This window comes from Limnothrix sp. FACHB-406, from assembly GCF_014698235.1.
In the GTDB taxonomy this organism is placed as follows: domain Bacteria; phylum Cyanobacteriota; class Cyanobacteriia; order CACIAM-69d; family CACIAM-69d; genus CACIAM-69d.
Genome location: NZ_JACJSP010000023.1, coordinates 35068 through 51404, shown reverse-complemented (window position 1 = coordinate 51404; position 16337 = coordinate 35068). Strand labels below are relative to the sequence as shown.

Here is a 16337-nt window from a genome sequence, read left to right as displayed (position 1 = left end):
TTCCAAAATAAATGACAAGGAATTGATGAAGGGCAGGGAATGACCAGGAACGGGGTTGTGATGAGCGCTGATTTGGCAGGGCGATCGAGGTGCATCACCAGCGATCGCAAGTCCCGATCGCTCACGATCGCGCCGTGGGGGAAGAATTCGACCCATTCAGCGTTTGCACCGATCGCTCAAACCACAAGCCCGCCGCAATTACCCCAACACCACAGAGCACAAACACCAGCGCCTTCAGCAGCAAATCTGTGTTGTACTCCAGCATCCGCGTCCAAATATCCAGCACCAACAGCAACAGACCGCTCCAAAAGGCCAAGCGCCGCCCGTCCGATAGCCCCTCGCGCACCAGACCCACCCCCAACAGGAACAGGCACACGTTAGCCAGCAATGTTCCCAAATTGGGCAGAGCCGCCACGTTGTAGTGCCAACCCAAGGTCAACCCCAACAACAACACCAGGGCCCAAAGCACCGCGTCCGTGAGCCATTGATCGGCCCCCATGGCCACGCCGCGACCCCGCCGCGCCCACATCAGCACCGCCGCCACGGCCGCCACGGCCACATCCACCGCCAGCCAGGGGACGAATTGCGCTGGGTCATAGATATTGCCATCGGTGGAGGAACCGCTTTGGCGACCGGAACCTTCCCAGAAAAACCAGAAGCTGGTGAAGTAAAACGTGCCCATCAGCCACAGGATGGTCAAATTTTGGGTGATGTTTTGAAAGTTCAGTGGCCTTGGGTCGATCGCCCCACCGGGCACGAGCCAATGGCGCAACGTCCGGGGCAGCGGCAACCGCAGCCACCAACGTTGCACGGCCGGCCAAAGTCGATCGCGATATCCCCAACCCAAAGCGAAGGGCAGCGCCAAAGACAACACACTGGCAACCCAAGGGTGCATCAAGCTCCACCAAAAGTTGGTTTGCAAGGTTCCCAACGTGAACAACCAAGCCAAGCCAAACAAAAAGCGCGATCGCGTCACATGGGCCAGGGGCAAAAAAGCCAGGGCACTCACCAAGGGCATATGCTCCGCCAACGCTCGCTGCCAACTGGGTTCAGGCTCCCACCAGTCATAGAGACCCGACCAGTAGCCCACGATCGTCAAGATCAACGCCAGCAACCCCAAAGGCATCAACCGCAGCCCGATCGCCATGGTCAATACACCGCCGCCCCAAATGAAGTAGAGGCTTGATAAGGGGCCGCCCTGGTGAAACATCTGAGCCGTCAAGGCCAAATTCGCCCCCAACAGCAGCCCACCCAACAACAGCAGGGCTTGGCCCAAGCGGCGTTGCCCAGCCAACCGAGGAGCGGGCGATCGCCACAAATAAAAACCCAAAGCTTGAACGCCCAATAGGGCACTCAACAACACCCCCACCCGAAACGCCCGGGGCCATTCCTGCCAGTTGGCGGCCACGAAGGTGATCACCCCCAACCCCAACAGCACTCCTCCCAAACACAGCAGGATGGTCACGAAGCGGTTGCGGGCCCCCTGATCGAGGGTTCGGAACTGATAGCGATCGGCTAGGCGATCGAACTGTTCCGGTTGCAGCAGGCCATCGGTCACCCACTGGCGGGCCTCCTGGCGCAACTGATAACGAAAGCGCTCGGTAATCACGCGGTCAATCCTCCCCTAATTGCGGGCCAACGCGATCGACAGTCTCCCGACCTGTCCGGGGGGCATGATTCAACAACCATGACCGAAGACAGTGGGACAATTCTTAGCAACTCTTAGCAACAAACGGTTGATGAAACTTAGGGTTCAAGGGCTGGCAATCCCCGATGGGTCAATGTTCCCAGCCCGATCGCCCCGATGGCATCCAATCTGGCATTTCTCGGGTTGATCGATCCATCCCCTGTGCCACCTGCTCTACGGGCCGACCTCAGTTCCTGTCCCAAATCCGTGCCCAAACTCGTTGAGGGGCGATCGGGAAGCTACACCGACCAGGTTCGGTACACACGAAGGATTTTCAAAGTCAACTAATTGTAAATATTTTTCACGAAATGTTATTGTTATTAACAACAACGCAGCACCCAACCGGCCCCCACCGCGCTGTTCTCCCCCATCTCTACCCCCCCCTCAAGGACTGTTATGAAAACCGATCTAGACTTCTCGAATCGTTACCTGTTGGATTCCGTCGTCTTCCGCCCCGACTTCAACTCAACGGGCGAAACCATCAACCTCAATCAAGCTTGGTCTCTGTTTTTCACAGCGGGTCGCGAAGATAAGGCCCTGGGTTTCAATGCCGAAACCGGACGCTTTTTCACCAACATTCTCTTCGCCTTGGCGGCCGCAGGGGCCCTGTGGGGTCTACTCTTCAGCAGCACCCTGTAAGTAATGGCTGCGGAGCTTTTCCCGCCTCGAATCCCCAGCAGCTAACCTGCAATGAGAATCGTTAAAACTGACAAGAGCCGGGCCACACCGTGGCCCGGCTCTAAATCTATTGGGAGCGTCCTGTTGAGAGCGTCCTGTGTCTCAGGAGTTCCCCCCTAGGGTTCCAGGGCGATCGCCGGAGCCACCAACGGTTTTGCGCCCGGCATCAGCCCGATCGACTGTGATTCCCGACTCACCAAGGTTGGCACCGCGTCTCGCAGCCGTGCCGTTAGTTGCACCGTTGTTGAGTCATAGATCTGGGTCAACAGCTTGGGATAGAAGCCAATGCCAATGATCGGAATCAGCAGACAGGCGATGATGAACACCTCGCGCGGTTCCGCATCGATCAGCACCTCGTGGGACACCAATTCCTGATTTTCCGGGCCGTAGAAGATTTCCCGCAGCATCGACAGCAGATAAACCGGCGTGAGAATCACCCCCACCGCTGCCAGGAAGACCACAATCACCTTAAAGGGCAACGAATAGGCATCACTGTTGGCAAAACCCAGGAACACCGTTAGTTCTGCCACAAAGCCGCTCATCCCCGGCAAGGCCAGCGATGCCAGCGAGCAAGCCGTGAACATCGAGAAGATCTTGGGCATCTTTTGGCCCACGCCGCCCATTTCATCCAGCATCAGGGTGTGGGTGCGATCGTACGTGGCCCCCACCAGGAAGAACAGGCTCGCCCCAATCAACCCGTGGGACACCATTTGCATCATCGCGCCGCTGATGCCCAAGTCCGTGAAGGAACCCAAGCCAATCAGCACAAAGCCCATGTGGGAAATCGAGGAATAGGCAATTTTGCGTTTCAGGTTCCGCTGGGCAAAGGAGGTGAGCGCCGCATAGACAATGTTCACCACCCCCAAAATCACCAACACGGGCGCAAAGGTGGCGTGCGCTTCCGGCAACATTCCGGCATTCATCCGCACCAGGGCATAGCCACCCATTTTCAGCAGGATGCCCGCCAGCAGCATGTGAACTGGAGCCGTGGCCTCCCCGTGGGCATCGGGCAACCAGGTATGCAGCGGGAAAATGGGTAGTTTGACGGCATAGGCAATCAAAAATCCGCCGTAGAGCAACAGTTGCAGCGTGTGGCCATAGGGTTTGAGGGCCAGCTCCCGCATATCAAAGGTGACCGTATCGCCGTAGAAGGCCATGGCCAGGGCGGCAACCAAGATAAACAGCGAGCCACCAGCGGTGTAAAGGATGAATTTGGTGGCGGCGTAGAGACGTTTTTTGCCACCCCAAATCGACAGCAGCAGGTACACCGGAATCAGTTCCAGTTCCCAGACCAGGAAGAACAAGAGCAAGTCCTGAACGGCAAAGACGGCGATTTGACCGCCATACATGGCCAGCAGCAGGAAGTAGAACAGTTTGGGCTTGAGGGTGACGGGCCAGGAGGCCAAGATGGCCAAGGTGGTGATGAAGCCCGTCAGCAGGATCAGGGGCATGGAGAGGCCGTCTGCGCCCACTGACCATTTCAGGCCGAGTTCGGGAACCCAGGTGTAGCTTTCCACCAGTTGCAGTTCGGGGTTGCCGAAGTCGTACTGGGTACAAAAGGCATACACCAACAGGATGAAGTCAATGAGTCCTACTCCCAACGAAAACCAGCGTACGGTTTTGCCGTCTTTGTCGGGCAACAGGGGCACGATCAGGGCGGCGACGATGGGGAGGAGAATGGAGGTCGTCAGCCAGGGAAAGTTCATAGGAAGTCTTGCGTCGCTAGGTGCGATCGCGACTTGGCAAAGCGTTAGTGGGTGCGTTACTCAAAGCGTTGAGTGGTGATGGTTTTAGCCTTCACTGCTGACAGTGTAAGCAATGGGATCGATCCCGTGGCGATCGCTTAATACTTTGGTTACAAAGCACTTTGAACTCTTTAAAGTTCCGTTGCAGTTTGTGGCTATTTCCTAATTTTTTGCTATGCAGCTTTTGGCAGGAATTCCCCTTGCGGGCGCGATCGCTTTTGGAATTTATTAATTCTTAAGAATTGATCAAGGTTAACGTTTGTTGATTAACGCCTGCTACTTAACCCTTGGATGTTAACCCTTGGATGCTTTCTTCCCCTAGGTTTTGAGTCTTCAGCTTGGAGTCTTGGACTTTGATTGTGGAGACTCTGGGAAAAATTGGGGGATTTGGGATCTCGGGAAGTACCTAACGCTCAAGCTTCTGCGGTCGATCGCCCCAAGGCCCTAGCGATCGGGGCGGGCAGGGGGCCGGCAGTTGGGATTGGGCAGCAGAGCATCCCAAGTTTCGGCGGTCACTTCACCACTGGGATCCAGTTTTTGGGTTTCCTGAAAAAGACGAACAGCGTTGGCCAAAGCGGTGTCGTAGGTTCCGTCTGCGGGGCCTTGATAGAACCCCAGGAGCGCCAAAATGCCCTGAAGTCGGCGCACATCGCTGCCACTGTCACCGGGGCCCAAGTTGGGCAGGGGTTCCCGACGCGGCGGGCAGTTGGCCCAAGCGGGCCCCATGCCCAGGCTGAGACTGATGCCTAGGCCGATCGCCCCCAGGCTCAGGAGCATTCCCAGCCGGGTGAAGGCAATTGCTTTTCGGGCCGATGCAGGATTTGGAGCCATGGCCAGCCTAGGACAATTGAAATGTTCGAGAATGGAAAGGAGGCGGTTCCAAGCCATAGGGCTAATTAACAGTTAGGCAATGGTTCAAGAACGAATTCTCAGCCGCACAGCGGAGCATCGGGAATCAAGGGTCAAGCTTGGACGGTTTTTTGCCATCCATCTTGAATTAGAGATCCCTTAGATTAGAGATTCGCTTGTCGCGCGATCGCGCTGGATTTGGCAAATCATGAGTTTTGGCGATTGGCCCGTCAGTTTACACGGTCGATTTGAAGGGGCCCTTGTGGGAGGTTTGGTGGCACTTCACCAGCTCGATCGAACCTGGGAGCGCGATCGACGCAATTTGGACGCGGCTTTGCAAGGGGCCCTCCAATTGTCAGAGATCGTTGGCGCACAGGCGGGCCCGGATCCGGGGCTGTTGGCCTTGGCCTCACTGGAGCCGCTGATGGCGGGGCCGGGCGATCAGTTGGGCTTGGCCCTGTTGCCTTTGCTGTTGCGCTGGTTCGATCGCCCTTTGGTGTTGCGCCAACTGTGGACTCAGGCGATGGATCAGCCTTTGCCCGAAGCGGTAATTTTGGGGGCGGAGGTGTTGGCTTGGGTGTTGGTGCATCCCAATGCTGCCACGCTGGAATTCTCCCAGGGCGATCGAGAGGAAACCGAGTTCGATCCTGCGGCCCATGCGACCCATTCCACTGCTCTCTCCAATGCCCTCTCCAATACCCTGTGGCCGTCGGTGGTCAACATTCTCAGCGATTGGCAAGCGTTGGATCGATTGGCCCTGGATTGGCCCCAACGGCTGCGGGCGGCCACGCCGGAAACCTTGCCTATTTTGGTGGCACTCCATAGCCTGCGATCGAGCGGTGGCCGCTGGGCCAGCAGTTTGGCCCGCTGCCAACAGCAGTCGGCCAGTGCGGTTTTGTGGTCGGGAGTATTGGTGGGTGCGGTGGGGGGCTGCGCGGCCATTCCGGCCGATGTGGGGGCAATTGTGCCCGATCGGCTGCTGACCCGGGCCATTCAGGGATCGCAGATGTTGATTGATCGCTGGTCGGGTCGCTTGCCCCAATATCCCCTAACCGACTCGATCGCAGAGGGCGATCGCCTGATTACCCATTTCAGGGTGGGACGCTGAGTTGAAGGCTGAGCAATTGCACCCCGCAAAATCCGCGACTGGGGACGATTCAGCCAAAATTACCGATAAAATGCCCTACGCTTCAATCAACTGAGATACTGCCAAGATGCCACCCCAATCCCGCCATGGGGCGATCAGGTGGTAGCTGGCCCCATCCTGCCATGGGGCCGGTGTTAACCCATTGCGCAATCTTTGCGAGAGCGCTACGACTGTTGAAATTGTCCAGCAACCGGTTGGCCAGAGTGATGAATGAATCCCATGGGATCATGGCCAATTCAGCCAACCGGTTGAAGTACCGACAGAGTCCCTGCAAGATGAACATGGAGACGAGACCCTTTTGGGATGACCTCCGATGGTTCTTCAGAATGGCATTTTTCAGCCCATTCTTTGGGTCAAATCAATTGGGTGGAACTGATTATGGTGACTTGGATTGCAATGGCTACTGGCGCAATCGGCGCAGGGTGTTAGGGGCAAAATGAGAGCCTCCCAGATGTTGACCCCCGCCAATCCGATGGGGCGTGATGGGCAACAGCCTGCCCCATCCCACACCGACTCCGAAGCCAGTGCGCAGGAACCGCCACCTCGCCAGGGTTCCCTAGAAGATGCGGAGGATCCGGTGGAGCCAGTGGGCGGCCGATCGCCCGAGCCATTTCGCGACCCATCCCCCGGCCGATCGCCCTTGGGGCCCAATTCTTGCAGCGTTTCCCCGCCTGGTTCAGTACCGCCATTGCCGCCATTGCCCCCCAGCCCATCGACCCGGCACGGATTTGGGCAGCTTTGGCCCGAGCGACTTGGCTGGCTGAACCGTCGGCTGAGTTCACTGGTTCAACGAGTGACGATCAACGGAGGAGTTGGGGTGATTCGCGGCGCTTGCCATAGTCTCTGTTGCCAAACCATGGGCCAACCCTATGTGCGGCGGGCCCGATCGATCCGTCAGCGGGTGCAAACCATCCTGCTAGGGATTTTGGGGGCGATTATTCTGACGGCCACCATGAGCCAGCCTTGGTTAAATCAACCGCGTTACGGCATTGGTTCGATCGCCCCCCAGGATATCGTTGCCCCCTACGATGCCCAAGTGGTAGATCAAGTCACCACGCGCAGCCGTCGAGAGGCAGCCCGCAACGGCATTGTGCCCGCCCTGAAAATGGACTCCGATGCCACCCAACAGTTGGCGGCCGAGTTGCAACGTCGGCTGGAACGGAGTGATGAACTGCGTCAGGTGGCTGGTCAGTTTCCCTATTGGCCGTCGGCAAACCTGTCCACTGACCTGCAACAAATTGCGCGATCGCTCAATGAAGCGGACTGGCAACAGGTGCTCCAGGCCCTGGGGCAAGCGTCCCCCCACCCCACTCCCCGACCCACGGGGCGATCGGATGGGTTTGACCCCTTCAAGCCCTCCTTGGCCTCCGGCAAAGTTCTGCCTATTTCAGCAGAACACCCCCTGGTGGTTGCCCTCAAAACCTACCGCATTCAGGCCGGTGAAACGGCGCTGCGGCAAGTGATCAGCGCCATTGAAAAGGCCCGCGAACGCTACGCCATGGCCCAAGCCGTGATGCAAGACTTTGGGCAACAGGACTACACGGTGGATCTGTTCACCTTGACCGATGCCCAATGGCAGGCCACCCGCGCTAAAACCTTGGTGGCCCTCGAAAACCTGTTGGTGCAGGGCCTCGCGCCCGGTTTACCGCCGGAACTCGTTGAACGGGCGGTGCAACTCCATGTGGCGTTGGTGGTTCCCCTGGAAGGTCGGGCCCTGGCTCAGCAGCTTTTGCTGGGCACGATCGATCGCCCCACCCTCACGGAAGATCCCGACCGCACCCGCCGCTTGGCTGAACAGGCGGCGGAAGATGTGCCCCTTTCGATCGTGTCGCGGCGCATGGGCGAAACCATTGTTCGTCAGGGTGAACGCATTGATGCGGGCCAATTTGCCCTGCTCGATCGCTATGGTCTCAGTTCTCGGAATGTGAACTGGGGGGCAATTCTGCGGCTGTTCCTGTTGGTCTCGGGGGCGATCGTGGCCTTTTGGCAAATTGAGCGCCGGGTTTATCACCGACTGCGCCAGCGAGACTGCTTCCTGTTGCTGCTGCTGGCCACCAGCACCCCCCTGTTGATCAGCATGGGAGCCACCTGGCCTTGGGCCAGCCCCACCATGCTGGCCAATTTGTCTGCCATTGGCCTGCTCAGTGGCAGTTTTTACGGCTCCCTGGTAGGCATGTCTTTGGTGGGGCTGTTGGCGCTGCTGTTGCCCCCCGGTTTGGAGGTGAGTTGGGTTGATGCCTTGATCGTGGCGGCGGGGGGCTTGGTGGCTGCGGCCTGGGCCGGCCGGGCCCGATCGCGCGAAGACTTGGCCCTGTTGGGCGGGGGCGTGGCGATCGCCCAAGGGGGGCTATACCTGGTCATGAACCTAATCAACAGCGCCGCGGCCGAATTTGTTTGGCTGACGGTTCTTGGTTCAGCGGCCCTATGCGGGTTTGCGGGGCTGATTTGGGTGATCATCGCCATTGGCCTCAGTCCCTACCTGGAACATCTGTTTGATTTGGTCACTCCCATTCGCCTGGCGGAGTTGGCGAATCCCAACCGCCCCTTGCTGAAGCAACTGGCGGCGGAAGCGCCGGGCACGTTTCAGCACACCCTGTTTGTGGCGAGTTTGGCGGAGGCGGCGGCTCGATCGCTCGGCTGCAATGTGGAACTGGTGCGGGCCGGCACGCTCTATCACGACATCGGCAAGCTCCATAACCCCCGCGCCTTCATCGAAAACCAAATGGGCGGCCCCAATCTACACGATCAGCTGGCGGATCCTTGGCTGAGTACGGAAATTGTCCGCAAGCATGTGAGCGAAGGCTTGGTGATGGCGCGGCGGGCCCGGTTGCCCAAGGCGATCCAAGCTTTTATTCCGGAACACCAAGGCACGATGCTGATTGCCTATTTCTATTACCAAGCCAAGCAACAACAGGAACAGCGAGAGCAGCGGGCCAAGACAGCCCATTTCGGGTTAGAGCAAACTCCTGTGGAGCGATCGAGTCGATTCGATCGCGTAGATCGCTTAGACCAAGCCGATCGAGCAGGTCAAGCAAATCCAGCCCACCAGCCCGATCGCGCCACAACCACCATCGAAACAACCCAAACAACCCAACAGGACAAGGCCCCCCAAGGGCGATCGCCCTACCAAGCTTGCAATTTAGATCAGCGTCCGGTGCTGGAAAGCCATTTTCGGTATCCGGGCCCCATTCCCCAATCGCGGGAAACAGGAATTGTCATGTTGGCGGACTCCTGCGAAGCGGCCCTGCGATCGCTGGAAAATGCCACCTATGAGGAAGCCTTGGCACTGGTGAATCGAATGTTGCGGGCCCGCTGGCAAGACAATCAGCTCGTTTGCTCGGGTCTGAGTCGGGAAGACCTGCGGGTGATTGCGGAAGTGTTCGTTACGGTTTGGCAGCAGTTTAACCACAAACGAATTGCCTATCCCAAGGCCGCTTTAAACGTGCCCGATCGGCCAGCAGCAGAACCGGCGGCCAACTCCTGCGCCAAATAATGCAACTTCAAAATGCAGCAATGCAGAAATGCAGGATTGATTCAACCACCGAACGATCGGGGTTGGCTCGCCTGTTTGCAAAAATGTCAGTAAACCACAGCAAATTAATCACGGTTGATTAACCCCAAGGCGATCTCAACATTCGGACTTCGAGCGCGATCGGTTCCCCTGCGGTGGCTGCTGGTGATGCCCGTGGCGATCCAGTTGGTGGGGGCGATTGGGCTAACCAGTTGGCTCGCCTGGCGACATGCCAACCACCTGCTAACCGCCAACAGCACCCGCCTGCGCCAGGAAACCAGCCTGCGGATTGGGCAATTTTTGCAGGGCAGTTTGCAAGCCCCGATCCAGGTGGTGCAACTGATGGCCCAGGATTCGGAAACGGGGCGGGTGAATTTTTTGAATCCGAGCGATCGGGAACAGCGCCTGATTGAATATTTCCAAATCTTCAAGGGCACGGTGGACAACGTGGCCTATGGCGGCCAGGATGGGGAGTTTGCCGCCGTGCAGTTCACCGACGATCGCAGCGCTCGCCAATTGCAGGTGGCCGGGCGAGCCACGGACGGCAAAATGCTGGGGTTTGATTTAGACCAAAACCGCAAGCTGACCTCCGTGGCCCAAGTGTTTGACCCGCGCCGCCGGAGTTGGTACAGCAACACCTTCAAAGCCGAGCGTTTGGTTTGGAATTCGGTCTTTCAGCTCCACAGCAACCCGCAAATTTTGGCGCTGCCGGTGAGCCAGCCCGTGCGCGATCGCAATGGGCAAGTCATTGGGGTGGTCACGTCGCGGCTGTATCTGTCGGCGGTGAGCCGGTTTCTGAAAAACCTGCCGATCGGGCGATCGGGCTTGGCTTTTGTGATGGAAACCGATGGGCAGCTCATCGCCACCTCCACCGACACGCCATTGGTTTGGCCCAACCAACCCCAACCCAGCCGCATTAAGGCCAATCAATCCCTGCATCCGGTGATTCGAGCCACGGCCCAACATCTCGCAGCCGATCGGATCATCACCGCCCCAACGAATTCCGCAGACCCGCCAGCCGGAGTTCAATCCTCCGCCGCTGCCAATCCCCAATCCTTTACCCTGACCGTGAACCATCGCGCCTATTTGGGCCAGGCCACTCGGTTCCAAAACGCGATCGGTCTGCAATGGTGGGTGGTGATTGTGGTGCCGGAAAGTGATTTTTACGCCCCGATCGCCGCTCAGTTACAAACAACGGTGGTGGCTTGTTTGGTGATGTTGCTGGTGGTGGCGGCGGTGGGGGGATGGCTAACCCAATGGCTAACTCGGCCGCTTCAGCACCTGGTCTTGGCGGCGGAGGGTTTGGCCAAGGGGAACTGGCTCGATCGCGCGCCCCGATCGCCCATTGCCGAAATCGATCGCCTGGCCAGCACCTTCAACGCCATGACGGAGCAGCTCGCCCAATCTTTTCAAACCCTGGCCCACCAAGCCGCCCACGATCCGCTTACGGATTTGCCCAATCGCCACACCCTGCTGCAAGCCATTGACCATCGCCTAGAGCAAATGGAGCAGCAAATAGAACAGCAAATGGCGCAAAACATGGTCCACCCCATGGGCCCACCGGGGGAACCGCCATTGGCAACCGGCCTCAACCCTCAGCCCTGGCCAGGGTTAATTGATGCCGGGCCCGGTCACTATAGCGCCATCCTGCATTTGGACTTGGATGATTTCAAGCTGGTGAACGATTCCTTGGGCCATTGGGTGGGCGATCAGTTGCTGACCCTATTGGCCCAGCGGCTGCAAGCCCATTTGCAACCCAATGAGGTGCTGGCTCGGTTTGGGGGCGATGAATTTACGCTGTTTTTGGAAGGATTGGCCAGCTATGACCAAGGGATCGATCGCGCCATTCAACTGCAAACCCTCATTGCCCAACCCTTTGACCTGGGGAGTTTGGAAATTTTTGCGCGCGTCAGCATCGGCATCACCTGGGTAAATCCTCAGTTGGATGCGGAAACCCTGCTGCGTCAGGCAGAAATTGCCCTTTATGCGGCTAAACAGCGGGGCAAAGGCACTTGCGTGGTCTTCCGGCGGGAAATGCATGCCCAGGTGCTCAGTCGGTTCCAGATGGCTTCGGATTTGCAGTGGGCGCTGCCTCGGCGAGAACTGGTGCTGCACTACCAACCGGTGGTGGCGTTGGAGACCCAAGCGATCCAGGGATTTGAGGCCCTGATGCGCTGGCACCATCCCCAACGTGGGTCGATCGCCCCCACGGAGTTCATCCCGATCGCGGAAGAAACCGGCATCATTGTGGAGTTGGGGCTGTGGGCCCTGCGGGAAGCCTGCCAGCAACTACAGCATTGGCGATCGGCCTATCCCTGGTGTCAAGAGTTGCCCATTTCCGTCAACTGCTCCATTCGTCAACTGACGGGGGCGGACTTTGTGGGGCAAGTGGAGGCCATTTTGCAAGAAACGGGGCTGCCCCCCAATCTCCTGGCTTTGGAAATTACGGAAAGCCTGTTGATGCACCTCTCCCCGGAGTTGCGGGCCACGCTCGATCGCCTGGCGATCTTGGGGGTGCGCTGGGTGATTGATGACTTTGGCACGGGCTACTCGTCCCTCAGCTATTTGCACCAATTGCCGCTGTCGGGGCTGAAAATTGATCAGTCATTTATCCATAACCTCGATCGCCAAGAACGACCTCGGGCGATCGTGGCCGCCATTTTGAACCTGGCCGAGCAGTTAGAGTTAACCGTCACCGCCGAAGGAGCCGAAACCATCTCCAGCATCAGCACCTTGCAAGGGTTGGGCTGTCGGCAAGTGCAAGGGTTCTTTTTCTGTCCAGCCAGCACCCCCCGCACCTTGGAAGCTTGGATGACGAATTGGCAAAGGCGTGTGCGACCGCCCCGGCCGCGGTTAACCATTGTTCGATCGCCCCAGGAGCGATCGGCTCCGGCCACCAACCGCGCCCTGATCGACACCATCGATCGCACCCTCAACTACGCCGCTGAACGCCTTGATCCCCAGGAATTGGATCCCCAAAACCCCTGAGCAGGGGCCGGAGCGATTCATGCCTGGGTAGGTCACCCTCCGGCATTCAGACCCACAATTCTGATCTGATCGGGACTGGCACCGCGCACTAGCCCCAGAGCCAGGCCAGTGCTGCTATCCGTAATCAGCGTGGCCGCGATCGCCTCCACCCGAAAATCCGCCGTCCGAATCATCGATCCTGGCGGAAACGGCCCCTCAGGCGCATGGTCGCGCGAATCGCCAATCACCAAGTAGCGCTGGCTGAGGCGCACATTGGCCGGCAACACACCATCCGCCAACTGGATACGATCGCCCTCGGCCGCGTTGTAGTCCAGGATGATATCCACCACCAGCTCATCCACGTTGAAAATTGGGTCGGTGGTACGGGGTTGCTCACTCCCGATCGCGCTGTTGGCCGGAGCATCGCCCGGCCGGAGGATAAAGGTATCTGCGCCGCGACCTCCCCAGAGCCGATCGCGCCCCAAGTCCCCTGCGAGAGTATCGTTGCCGGCCTCACCGGTCAGGATATCGGCCCCCTGCCCCCCCAGCAGCAGATCATCCCCTTCACCGCCATAGAGATAGTCGGCTTGTAAATTGCCAAATAGGGTGTCGTTGCCGGCCCCGCCGCTGAGGTAATCCATCCCTCGCCCACCGATCAGGCGATCGGCCCCGCCGTTGCCTTCCAGGTAGTCGCCGCCCCCGTTGCCATAGATGATGTCTGCGGCCTCGCTGCCCTGCACCAAATCATCACCATTCAGGGCCCGCACCCCCCCTGGATAGGCCGTCAGCAGGGACGGAATCCGCACCCGATCGCCCTGTTGCCCATTGGCACTCAGATCAAAAAAACGCGGTCGGGTTCCATCATCGGGCGACAGCGGATCGCGAATCAAGCGAGTATCCGGTAATCCATCGGCAGCAAACAGGCTAAAGAAACTGCCGAATTCGTAATCATTGTCGGCCATGGTCAATGGGACAAATTCAATGGGGACAAATTACAGGCGCAACAAATCCGCACCGCTACCGGGTCGAGGCTGCACCGGAGTGGGACGCGGGGTATTGGTGGGGCCGGGGGTAGCGGTGGGCAGCTCACCCCGATTGCCGTTGGGGTCAAACAAAATCACCAGGGTGTTCACCAACCGATCGCGCTGGGCCCGGTTCAAGCGTCGAACGGCCGCCTGGTCCCCATCCAAGGGATTTTCCGTGAGGCGTTCATTGCCGGGATAGCTGGTTTCGGGAATGTATTGATGCAGGCCCAAATAGTCCGCGAGGGTCAGTTTCCAATCCAATCGCGAAAAGGGCGATCGCCCCACTTGGTAAACGTGGTAGCGAATCATGCGGGCTAATAAACTGCTGCCGCGATCGACCTCTCGGGACTCACGGTTGATGTAGTGATCTTCCCGGGGAATATCCGGCAGCACTTGATAAACCTGCCGCCAAACATCATTGGTGGAAGGAGGCAGTTGGGCGATCGCGGGGCCCCGAAGCATCAGGGCGATCGCTAAGCCCAAGGCCACCCAAACGCCCCACAGGCAGGGCCAACGCCCCGATCGCCGCCCGTTTCCGCTCAACAGAGTCATAAACTGCCGTGCTCGCTTCATGGATTCTGAATCTTGGTTGATCCGGGCGGTCGAGATGACCGCGCTCCGGACGGGCGGGCCGAACCCTCAATTAACGCTCAAAAATAACGTTCAGAACAGAACCAACGTTCAGAAGCGCCATTAGGAGACTGACGAAATTGAGAAACAAACTAAGAAACAAAACAAACTAAGAAACAATGATGTCCGGCTGGGTCAGCTCATCGGACATTTCAATGATGGCGCGAATCACCGGCTTCATGGCAGATTCTTCGCCCGTGTCAAATTCTTCGTAGCGGCGACGCTTCGCCCGGTTGGCCACCTGCACCGTGATTTTGTAGCGATTGGACGATTCGGAAATCAGCGAGGCAGCACGATACATCAAATCCGACGTGTCAAAGGGCTTGTCGAGTTTAGACATGGTTGGCTAGTGAATGGGGCAAATTCAACGAGACGAGGTTGCTGTGGGTTGCGGAAGAAGCAGGGCCGTTGGCAACGGGCCCAACAGGAGCCGCTCAACCGTGGTTGCAAGCAAGCGCCACAAAATCACGGAGCGGCCGATCGCCTGTACCCAGCCTGTTTAGATTACCAGTTCCCGGGAGGGCGATCGGGGATGGGCCCAGGTGGGCCGGCTCACTGGCCCACCTCCGATTCAGTCCCGTGCCAGTCCGGCTTTAGTCTGTTGCGTCATGGCTCCACCCGCACGGGCATCCCCTCCGTGACCCGATCGAATAAATCCACAATGTCCTCATTGCGCATCCGCACACAACCGTGGGAAACCGCTTGACCGATCAGCTCCGGATTAGGTGTGCCATGGAAGCCGATCGAGTTGTCACCATTGGTCCAAAACCCAATCCAACGAACCCCCAAGGGATTATCTTTTCCCGCCGGGACGATCGTGCCGTTGAAGGGATGCTGCCAAACGGGATCCACTGTTTTTTGAATGACCTGAAAATGGCCCGTGGGCGTTTCCCAACCATCCCGCCCGATCGCCACGGGATAGCTGCGCACCATCACCGTACCGCGATAGAGATAAACCCGCCGCTCCCCAAGCCTTAACACCAGGGCACTGGAAACGACTGGGACATGGGCTTGGTATTGGCCCAAACCGGGCAACGGCGGTTGGGCCGTTTGTACGATCGGGGGCCACAGGCCTGGCCGCTCTAGGGGCGACTCATTGGCGGCTGGGTTAACGGCCTGGACGGGGCGGGGTTGCGGATTGGGGGACGGTTGGGGCCCCTCTGCCCAGGCCGGGCCCCCGGACAGTAAGCCCAGACCCAGGATCGCCAGAAGGTTCAAGGGGCGAGAAGAGTCCCCAAAATGCGGCGGTTGCTGGAACTGCATAGGGTGGGTGTGGATTCAAGGCAGAGGGGCCTAGGGTTCAACCACAACGGTGGTTCCCATTTGCACTTTTTCAAATAGTTCTACAACATGCTCGTTGCGCATCCGCACACAGCCATTGGAGGCGGCCCGCCCGATCGAGTTAACCGTGGGCGTGCCATGAAACCCAATGATGCCGTTGGAGCGCTCCATAAACCCAATCCAGCGTAACCCCAGGGCGCTGTTGGGGCCGGGGTTGGTGACCTGGCCTGTCCAGGGATTGCGCCAAATGGGATTTTTCACCATTTGGAACACGCGATAGGTGCCGGTGGGGGTGGGGGTGGAAGGTTTCCCGATCGCCACCGGGTAGCTGACTTCTACCCGATCGCCCCGATAGACATAAACCCGCCGTTCCCGCAGTCGCAACACCAGCTTCACGGGCAGTTCCGCTGGCGCTGCGGTGGGGCTGGGAGACAAATTGGGGGCTTGGGCTGGCGGTTGAGCCGGAGTTGAGCCGGGAGTTGCGTTCGGGTTGGCTGAGTCGGTGGGGATGTTGGCGGGAATCACCGTTGGAGCGGGTGAGGCGGCTTCCGGGGCCCGCCCGATCGAGTCGTTCAGCCCATGGCCCTCAGCAGCGATGGTTGACGGAACAGGATTGGCCAAAACCGGTAGCGGCCCAGCGCTTGTCCAGGAGGCGGCCATCGCCAGGCCCAAGGCCAATCCTCGACGGGTGCGTCGTTGCACCAATTGCCAAGCCCAAGGCAGAGTAGATCGAGTGTGCATCATGCGTTCCTAACACCAAATTTGACCCAATCCGGAAGGGGGTAGGCAGGCTTGCGGTGGGTAAACCGAGGCTTGC

The 16337-nt window shown here is 58.7% G+C and carries 12 protein-coding genes; 4 read left to right on the top strand and 8 right to left on the bottom strand.

Translation table 11 applies throughout. From position 1 onward, the window contains the following. Positions 1 to 121: 121 nt before the first annotated feature. Entirely contained in the window at positions 122 to 1609 is a 1488-nt protein-coding gene (locus H6G53_RS16870; RefSeq protein WP_190534970.1) for a DUF2157 domain-containing protein, read from the bottom strand. Between the two features lie 474 nt (positions 1610 to 2083). Between H6G53_RS16870 and H6G53_RS16865 the strand changes: the two genes are divergently transcribed. Next, positions 2084 to 2326, top strand: a complete 243-nt coding sequence (locus tag H6G53_RS16865; RefSeq protein ID WP_190354973.1) for a hypothetical protein — start codon at positions 2084 to 2086, stop codon at positions 2324 to 2326. A gap of 155 nt (positions 2327 to 2481) precedes the next feature. Here the strand turns inward: H6G53_RS16865 and H6G53_RS16860 are convergent, their stop codons facing one another. Beyond that, positions 2482 to 4071, bottom strand: a complete 1590-nt coding sequence (locus tag H6G53_RS16860) for an NAD(P)H-quinone oxidoreductase subunit 4 (RefSeq protein WP_099534417.1) — start codon at positions 4069 to 4071, stop codon at positions 2482 to 2484. A gap of 483 nt (positions 4072 to 4554) precedes the next feature. Continuing rightward, entirely contained in the window at positions 4555 to 4941 is a 387-nt protein-coding gene (locus H6G53_RS16855; RefSeq protein WP_158234495.1) for a peptidoglycan-binding protein, read from the bottom strand. A 226-nt stretch (positions 4942 to 5167) separates the two neighbouring features. Here H6G53_RS16855 and H6G53_RS16850 point away from each other — a divergent pair, with 226 nt between their 5' ends. The 3 genes from H6G53_RS16850 (at position 5168) to H6G53_RS16840 (ending at position 12605) form a co-directional block, all read left to right on the top strand. After that, on the top strand, positions 5168 to 6067 hold the full coding sequence (locus H6G53_RS16850) for a hypothetical protein (protein ID WP_190534965.1): 900 nt from the start codon (positions 5168 to 5170) through the stop codon (positions 6065 to 6067). Between the two features lie 490 nt (positions 6068 to 6557). Next, on the top strand, positions 6558 to 9599 hold the full coding sequence (locus H6G53_RS16845) for an HD family phosphohydrolase (protein WP_190534962.1): 3042 nt from the start codon (positions 6558 to 6560) through the stop codon (positions 9597 to 9599). A gap of 114 nt (positions 9600 to 9713) precedes the next feature. Beyond that, on the top strand, positions 9714 to 12605 hold the full coding sequence (locus H6G53_RS16840) for an EAL domain-containing protein (protein WP_190534959.1): 2892 nt from the start codon (positions 9714 to 9716) through the stop codon (positions 12603 to 12605). 32 nt (positions 12606 to 12637) lie between these two features. On the opposite strand, the gene H6G53_RS16835 is transcribed toward H6G53_RS16840, so the two are convergent. The 5 genes from H6G53_RS16835 to H6G53_RS16815 all read right to left on the bottom strand — a co-directional run bounded on the left by H6G53_RS16835 (position 12638) and on the right by H6G53_RS16815 (position 16261). Beyond that, a complete protein-coding gene (locus H6G53_RS16835) occupies positions 12638 to 13546 on the bottom strand; it encodes a calcium-binding protein (protein WP_190527414.1) in 909 nt (302 codons plus the stop codon). 30 nt (positions 13547 to 13576) lie between these two features. Continuing rightward, complete coding sequence (locus H6G53_RS16830) at positions 13577 to 14161, bottom strand: hypothetical protein (protein WP_190534956.1); 585 nt, start codon at positions 14159 to 14161, stop codon at positions 13577 to 13579. A gap of 187 nt (positions 14162 to 14348) precedes the next feature. Next, positions 14349 to 14579 carry a DNA-directed RNA polymerase subunit omega gene (locus tag H6G53_RS16825; protein ID WP_099534409.1) on the bottom strand — a complete coding sequence of 77 codons (231 nt, stop codon included), beginning with the start codon at positions 14577 to 14579 and terminating at the stop codon, positions 14349 to 14351. 266 nt (positions 14580 to 14845) lie between these two features. Then, complete coding sequence (locus H6G53_RS16820; protein ID WP_190534953.1) at positions 14846 to 15502, bottom strand: L,D-transpeptidase; 657 nt, start codon at positions 15500 to 15502, stop codon at positions 14846 to 14848. A 30-nt stretch (positions 15503 to 15532) separates the two neighbouring features. After that, the gene (locus tag H6G53_RS16815) at positions 15533 to 16261 is read right to left on the bottom strand and encodes a L,D-transpeptidase (protein WP_242030945.1); all 729 of its coding nucleotides are present in this window, start codon (positions 16259 to 16261) and stop codon (positions 15533 to 15535) included. Positions 16262 to 16337 lie beyond the last annotated feature (76 nt).

What these genes read in the sequence shown, in the direction of transcription:
- H6G53_RS16845 (WP_190534962.1), top strand. Translation starts at nt 6,558, where the DNA reads ATGTTGACCCCCGCCAATCCGATGGGGCGTGATGGGCAACAGCCTGCC.
- H6G53_RS16850 (WP_190534965.1), top strand. Translation starts at nt 5,168, where the DNA reads ATGAGTTTTGGCGATTGGCCCGTCAGTTTACACGGTCGATTTGAAGGG.
- H6G53_RS16855 (WP_158234495.1), bottom strand. Translation starts at nt 4,941, where the DNA reads ATGGCTCCAAATCCTGCATCGGCCCGAAAAGCAATTGCCTTCACCCGG.
- H6G53_RS16820 (WP_190534953.1), bottom strand. Translation starts at nt 15,502, where the DNA reads ATGCAGTTCCAGCAACCGCCGCATTTTGGGGACTCTTCTCGCCCCTTG.
- H6G53_RS16825 (WP_099534409.1), bottom strand. Translation starts at nt 14,579, where the DNA reads ATGTCTAAACTCGACAAGCCCTTTGACACGTCGGATTTGATGTATCGT.
- H6G53_RS16830 (WP_190534956.1), bottom strand. Translation starts at nt 14,161, where the DNA reads ATGACTCTGTTGAGCGGAAACGGGCGGCGATCGGGGCGTTGGCCCTGC.
- H6G53_RS16835 (WP_190527414.1), bottom strand. Translation starts at nt 13,546, where the DNA reads ATGGCCGACAATGATTACGAATTCGGCAGTTTCTTTAGCCTGTTTGCT.
- H6G53_RS16865 (WP_190354973.1), top strand. Translation starts at nt 2,084, where the DNA reads ATGAAAACCGATCTAGACTTCTCGAATCGTTACCTGTTGGATTCCGTC.
- H6G53_RS16860 (WP_099534417.1), bottom strand. Translation starts at nt 4,071, where the DNA reads ATGAACTTTCCCTGGCTGACGACCTCCATTCTCCTCCCCATCGTCGCC.
- H6G53_RS16815 (WP_242030945.1), bottom strand. Translation starts at nt 16,261, where the DNA reads ATGCACACTCGATCTACTCTGCCTTGGGCTTGGCAATTGGTGCAACGA.